Raw genomic sequence first — 6,071 nt, 5'->3', positions numbered from 1 at the left:
ACCTTGACGATACCGCGCTCGACGCGGCCGGTCACGACGGTGCCGCGGCCCGAGATCGAGAACACGTCTTCGATCGGCATCAGGAACGGCTGGTCGATCGGACGCTCCGGGGTCGGGATGTACTCGTCAACCGCAGCCATCAGCTTNCGGATGGCGTCCTCGCCGATCTCCTTGTTGGAGTCCTCAAGAGCAGCAAGCGCCGAACCCGGAACGATCGGAATCTCGTCGCCCGGGAACTCGTANGACGACAGCAGCTCGCGGATCTCGAGCTCGACGAGCTCGAGCAGCTCCGGATCGTCGACCTGGTCGACCTTGTTCAGGAACACGACGATCGCCGGAACGCCAACCTGACGGGCGAGCAGGATGTGCTCGCGGGTCTGCGGCATCGGGCCGTCAGCAGCCGACACGACCAGGATCGCGCCGTCCATCTGCGCAGCACCGGTGATCATGTTCTTCACGTAGTCGGCGTGACCCGGGCAGTCGACGTGAGCGTAGTGGCGCGCCTCGGTCTCGTACTCGACGTGAGCCGTCGAGATGGTGATGCCGCGTGCCTTCTCTTCCGGCGCTGCGTCGATCTGGTCGTAAGCCTTGTACTCACCGAAGTACTTGGTGATCGCAGCCGTCGTCGACGTCTTGCCGTGGTCAACGTGACCAATCGTACCGATGTTCACATGCGGCTTCGTGCGCTCAAATTTACCTTTGGCCATTTCAACTTCCCTTTGACGCCGTGGGTGCGTATTGGATGCAGATTGCGGGCGCTTAGCGAGTACCGCTGAAAAACACAAGCCTTTTGTCAATTTTTGGCGAGTGCGTGCACCGCCTGTGCAATTGCAGCATTCCCGATTGAGGAAAGCGCGCGTTTAGGATAGAGAGCCGCTGTGAATCCCGTCGCAGGCTAAGGCCGACAGCAGGCCTTGTAGCAACAGGAGCCCCGGCACTACCGCCGCTCCGGAAACCAGAGATAGCCATGACACGTCGTCGCCGCATCTACGAAGGCAAGGCCAAAATCCTTTATGAGGGGCCTGAGCCTGGAACCCTGATTCAGTTCTTCAAGGACGACGCTACCGCGTTCAACAAGAAGAAGCACGAGGTTGTCGATGGCAAGGGTGTCCTCAACAACCGAATCTCCGAGCACATCTTCACGCACCTGAACCGGATCGGCATCCCGACGCACTTCATCCGCCGTCTCAACATGCGCGAGCAGCTGATCAAGGAAGTCGAGATCATCCCGCTCGAGGTAGTTGTGCGCAATGTTGCGGCCGGCTCGCTGGCCAAGCGTCTCGGCCTCGAGGAAGGCACCGTTCTGCCGCGCTCGATCATCGAGTTCTACTACAAGGCAGACGCCCTGGACGATCCGATGGTCTCGGAAGAGCACATCACCGCGTTCGGCTGGGCCTCGCCGCAGGAAATTGATGACATTATGGCGCTCGCCATCCGCATCAACGATTTCCTCAGCGGTCTCTTCCTCGGCGTCGGCATCCAGCTGATCGACTTCAAGGTCGAATTCGGCCGCCTGTTCGAGGGCGACATGATGCGAATCGTGCTCGCTGACGAGATCTCGCCTGATTCCTGCCGCCTGTGGGACACCACGACCCAGGACAAGCTCGACAAGGACCGTTTCCGTCGCGACATGGGCGGCCTGGTCGAAGCCTACCAGGAAGTCGCCCGCCGTCTCGGCATCATGAACGAGAACGAGCCGCCGCGTTCCGGTCCGGTTCTCGTCTCCTCCAAGCCCGACAAGGGCAGCGTTCACTAAGTTTCGAAGGACACGCCAAGTGATCAAGGCGCGCGTTACCGTAACGCTTAAGAACGGGGTCCTGGACCCTCAGGGCAAGGCTATCGAGGGTGCGCTTGGCGCCCTCGGTTTCGCAGGTGTTGGCGGCGTCCGCCAGGGCAAGGTCTTCGATCTTGAACTGGAAGGCACCGACAAGGCCAAGGCCGAGGCTGACGTCAAGGCCATGTGCGAACAGCTGCTAGCCAACACCGTGATCGAGAATTACTCGGTCGCCATCCTCTGACCTGGAGGCCTGACTGACATGAAGTCTGCCGTTGTCCTGCTGCCCGGCCTGAATCGCGACCGCGACATGATCGCGGCGCTGACCAAGGTCGGTGGCCGCGCGCCGCTGACCGTGTGGCAAACCGACACCGAAATTCCGGACGTCGACCTGATCGTGATTCCGGGTGGCTTTTCCTACGGCGACTATCTGCGTTGTGGCGCGATTGCCGCCCGCATGCCGGTGATGCGCGCCGTTGCCGAGAAGGCAGCGAAGGGCGTGCTCGTCATGGGCGTCTGCAATGGCTTTCAGATCCTGCTGGAAGCCGGCCTGCTCCCCGGCGCGCTGATGCGCAACACCTCGCTGAAGTTCGTCTGCCGCGAGGTGAAGCTTGAGGTCGCGAACGCGAACACCGCCTTCACCCGCGCCTACCAGCTGGGCCAGATCATCCGTTGCCCGGTCGCCCACCACGACGGCAACTACTTTGCCGATCCCGAGACGCTGGCGCGTCTTGAGGGCGAAGGCCAGGTGGCGTTCCGCTACGCCGAGGGCACCAACCCGAACGGCTCGATCAACAACATCGCCGGCATCGTCAGCGAGAAGGGCAACGTGCTCGGCATGATGCCCCATCCGGAGAACCTGATCGAGTCCGCTCACGGCGGCGTCGACGGTCGCGGCCTGTTCGAGAGCGCGCTCGGAGTTGCTGCATGAGGCCGCTTGCAAGTGCTGCCCTGATCGCCGCACTTGCAGCCCTCGCCGCGTGCCAGTCGAAGCCGTCCGCCCCGGTCTCCCAGCCGTCCGGCAAAAGCGCTGCGCTCCGAAACATGGAGATGGTCGCAAAGGCCGCCCATAAGTGTTGGTTCGCCAGCCGCGATCCGGCATTCCGCGAGTACAGCTTCGCCAACGAGCTGAACTCCTTCACCGGCCGCCCGCGTTTCCTGCTCGTGCCGAAAGGTAACTTTGGCGGCCGTCCGCTGCTGGTTGTCCAGGCAGAGGGCAGCGCCGGCCAGGTGTCGGCCTTCGGCCCGATGCTCGATACGGCCGCTGCGCCGCGAATCTCCGCCGACATCGAGCGCTGGCGCCGCGGTAATGATTCCTGCGCGTGAGCTGCTCTCGATTCGCTGGCGCGCGTGCCTGATCCATTAGGAAGAGACGTTGTCGTTTTTCGCGTTCAAAGGTCCATTTGCCCGGCTTCTGCTGCTGGTGCTCGCAGCCCTTAACGTCATGGGCTTTGCGACGGCGGCTGTCGTCGGCTGGGCCGCCGCATCGATCGAGAACGGTCCGATCGAGGACGTGCAGCTCTTCGTCCTGTTCGCTTCGTTCCTCGCAGGCATCTTCGGCGCACTGCGCTCACGCCGGCTCCTGCGTGCCGTAATGTGGTGCTGGACTGCTCTCATGCTGCTGATGCTGCAGCGCGAATTCGATTTTACTGCCTGGGGTACAGACAGCTGGATCTACCAGTTACGCAGCATGAGCGTTCGCCTTTCCTTCTGGATTCCGGTCGTGCTCATCCTGCTGGCGCTCGTCGCCCGCCACACGCAGGATCTTCTACGAGCCATTCGCGCTGTTCACCTCGTCCATGTCTGGCCGGTGGTGCTGGTGGCAGCCATCATGGTTGCCTCAAACGTTAGCGAACACATCGCCAAGACGCCCTCGGATTGGACCAACATCTTCGTTTTCCTCGAAGAACAGCTGGAACTTAATGCCTACGGTGTGATCGCCTGCATGGGACTGGCGTTCGCAACCCGCTTACGCGCAACGGTGCCGCCCGCGGTCGCCGATGCGCGCAACCGCCTCGATCCGGCAGCGTAAGCTGCTAAACTGAAAAACCACTGGTCCCCGCCAGTTCGACGCACGTTGGAAGAACCATGATCCGCAACGACTTTCCCATCACGCCAGAGCTGGTCGCTTCGCATGGCCTCAAGCCGGACGAGTATCAGCGCATCCTCCAGCTGATCGGCCGCGAGCCGACCTTCACCGAGCTCGGCATCTTCTCGGCGATGTGGAACGAGCACTGCTCCTACAAGTCGTCAAAGAAGTGGCTCCGTACGCTGCCGACCTCGGGTCCCCGCGTGATCCAGGGTCCGGGCGAGAATGCCGGCGTGGTCGACATCGGCGACGGCCAGGCCGTTGTCTTCAAGATGGAGAGCCACAATCACCCGTCCTACATCGAGCCTTACCAGGGCGCGGCGACGGGCGTTGGCGGCATCCTGCGCGACGTCTTCACCATGGGCGCACGCCCCGTCGCGGCCATGAACGCGCTTCGCTTCGGCGAGCCTGACCATCCGAAGACCAAGCACCTCGTCTCCGGCGTCGTTGCCGGTGTCGGCGGCTACGGCAATTCGTTCGGCGTGCCGACCGTGGGTGGCGAGGTCCAGTTCGACGAGCGCTATAACGGCAACATCCTGGTCAATGCCTTCGCTGCCGGCCTAGCTGATGCCGACAAGATCTTCTACTCGAAGGCCGAGGGCGTCGGCCTTCCGGTCGTCTATCTCGGCGCCAAGACCGGCCGCGACGGCGTCGGCGGCGCGACCATGGCCTCGGCCGAGTTCGACGAATCGATTGAGGAAAAGCGCCCGACCGTTCAGGTCGGCGATCCATTCACCGAAAAGTGCCTGCTCGAAGCCTGCCTCGAGCTGATGGCCTCCGGCGCTGTCATCGCCATTCAGGACATGGGCGCGGCTGGCCTCACCTGCTCGGCCGTCGAAATGGGCGCCAAGGGCGACCTCGGCATCCGCCTCGACCTCGACAAGGTGCCGGTCCGCGAGGAAGCGATGTCGGCCTACGAGATGATGCTCTCGGAGAGCCAGGAGCGCATGCTCATGGTGCTCCGCCCCGAGAAGGAAGCCGAGGCCGAGGCGATCTTCCGCAAGTGGGGTCTCGACTTCGCCGTCGTCGGCGAGACGACCGACGACCTGCGCTTCCGCGTATTCCACCAGGGCGAGGAAGTCGCGAACCTGCCGATCAAGGAGCTGGGCGACGAGGCACCGGAATACGACCGTCCCTGGGTCGAGCCTTCCAAGCCGGCGCCGCTTTCCGCATCCGAGATCCCGCAGGCTGATGTCGCCGATTCGCTCCTGAAGCTGCTCGATTCGCCGAACCTGTCGTCGCGCCGCTGGGTGTGGGAACAGTACGACACCATGATCCAGGGCAACTCGCTGCAGCGCCCGGGCGCTGATGCGGGCGTCATTCGCGTCGAAGGTCACGAAAAGAAGGCGCTCGCCTTCTCGTCCGACGTCAACCCGTTCTACTGCGAGGCCGACCCGTATGAGGGCGGCAAGCAGGCAGTTGCCGAGTGCTGGCGCAACCTGACCGCAAGCGGCGCGCTCCCGCTCGCGGCCACCGACAACCTCAACTTCGGCAATCCGGAACGTCCGGAGATCATGGGCCAGTTCGTCTTCGCCATCAAAGGCATCGGCGAGGCCTGCCGCGCCCTCGACTTCCCGATCGTCTCAGGCAACGTCTCGCTCTACAACGAGACGCTCGGCAAGGGCATCCTGCCGACCCCGACCATCGGCGGCGTCGGCCTGATCGAGGACTGGTCGCGTATGTCGCGCGTTGCCTTCGCTGCCGAAGGCGAGGAAATCCTGCTGATCGGCGCCCCGGCCGAGTGGGGCACGCATCTCGGCCAGTCGGCCTATCTGCGCGAACTGTTCGGCAAGAAGGAAGGCCCTGCCCCGCATGTTGATCTCGCCCACGAGCGCAAGGTCGGCGATTTCGTCCGCAAGCTGATCGCCGACGGCGTTGCGACCGCCGCACACGACCTCTCGGACGGCGGTCTTGCCGTCGCGCTCGCCGAAATGGCGATGGCATCCGGCATCGGCGCCACCATCGATGAGCCGGCATCTGGCTCCGCTCTCGCCACCTTCTTCGGCGAGGATCAGGGCCGCTACCTCGTCACTGTTGCTAAAGGCACGGGAGAGAAGCTCGCAGCCGACGGCGTCAGCGTCCAGCGTATCGGTACCACGGGCGGCTCGTCCTTGAAGCTCGGCAATGCCCGTGCCATATCGGTTGATGAACTGAAGGCCGCACATGAAGGCTGGTTCCCCAAGTTCATGGGCAACTGAGGAGGGCTAG

The 6,071-nt window shown here is 63.3% G+C and carries 7 protein-coding genes; 6 read left to right on the top strand and 1 reads right to left on the bottom strand.

What is annotated here, in order from left to right:
• Positions 1-707 (bottom strand): GTP-binding protein (locus L630_RS0113340; protein WP_024848752.1); only part of this gene is annotated, 707 nt, incomplete at its 3' end.
• A 260-nt stretch (positions 708-967) separates the two neighbouring features.
• Between L630_RS0113340 and purC the strand changes: the two genes are divergently transcribed.
• The 6 genes from purC to purL are packed head-to-tail and all read left to right on the top strand — an operon-like array spanning position 968 to position 6,061.
• Complete coding sequence (purC, locus tag L630_RS0113335; RefSeq protein WP_024848751.1) at positions 968-1,756, top strand: phosphoribosylaminoimidazolesuccinocarboxamide synthase; 789 nt, start codon at positions 968-970, stop codon at positions 1,754-1,756.
• A gap of 19 nt (positions 1,757-1,775) precedes the next feature.
• Complete coding sequence (gene purS, locus L630_RS0113330; protein WP_024848750.1) at positions 1,776-2,018, top strand: phosphoribosylformylglycinamidine synthase subunit PurS; 243 nt, start codon at positions 1,776-1,778, stop codon at positions 2,016-2,018.
• Positions 2,019-2,036: 18 nt separating this feature from the next.
• On the top strand, positions 2,037-2,705 hold the full coding sequence (gene purQ, locus L630_RS0113325; RefSeq protein WP_024848749.1) for a phosphoribosylformylglycinamidine synthase subunit PurQ: 669 nt from the start codon (positions 2,037-2,039) through the stop codon (positions 2,703-2,705).
• Entirely contained in the window at positions 2,702-3,100 is a 399-nt protein-coding gene (locus L630_RS0113320; protein ID WP_024848748.1) for a hypothetical protein, read from the top strand. The genes purQ and L630_RS0113320 overlap by 4 nt, the downstream gene beginning before the upstream one ends.
• A gap of 49 nt (positions 3,101-3,149) precedes the next feature.
• A complete protein-coding gene (locus L630_RS0113315) occupies positions 3,150-3,806 on the top strand; it encodes a hypothetical protein (protein WP_024848747.1) in 657 nt (218 codons plus the stop codon).
• A 56-nt stretch (positions 3,807-3,862) separates the two neighbouring features.
• The gene (purL, locus tag L630_RS0113310) at positions 3,863-6,061 is read left to right on the top strand and encodes a phosphoribosylformylglycinamidine synthase subunit PurL (RefSeq protein ID WP_034330313.1); all 2,199 of its coding nucleotides are present in this window, start codon (positions 3,863-3,865) and stop codon (positions 6,059-6,061) included.
• The last annotated feature ends 10 nt before the right edge of the window (positions 6,062-6,071 follow it).

This window comes from Aminobacter sp. J41 (genome assembly GCF_000526635.1).
In the GTDB taxonomy this organism is placed as follows: Bacteria; Pseudomonadota; Alphaproteobacteria; order Rhizobiales; family Rhizobiaceae; genus Aerobium.
The sequence above is the reverse complement of the archived record's forward strand: the minus strand, read 5'-3'. Positions and strand labels throughout refer to the sequence as shown.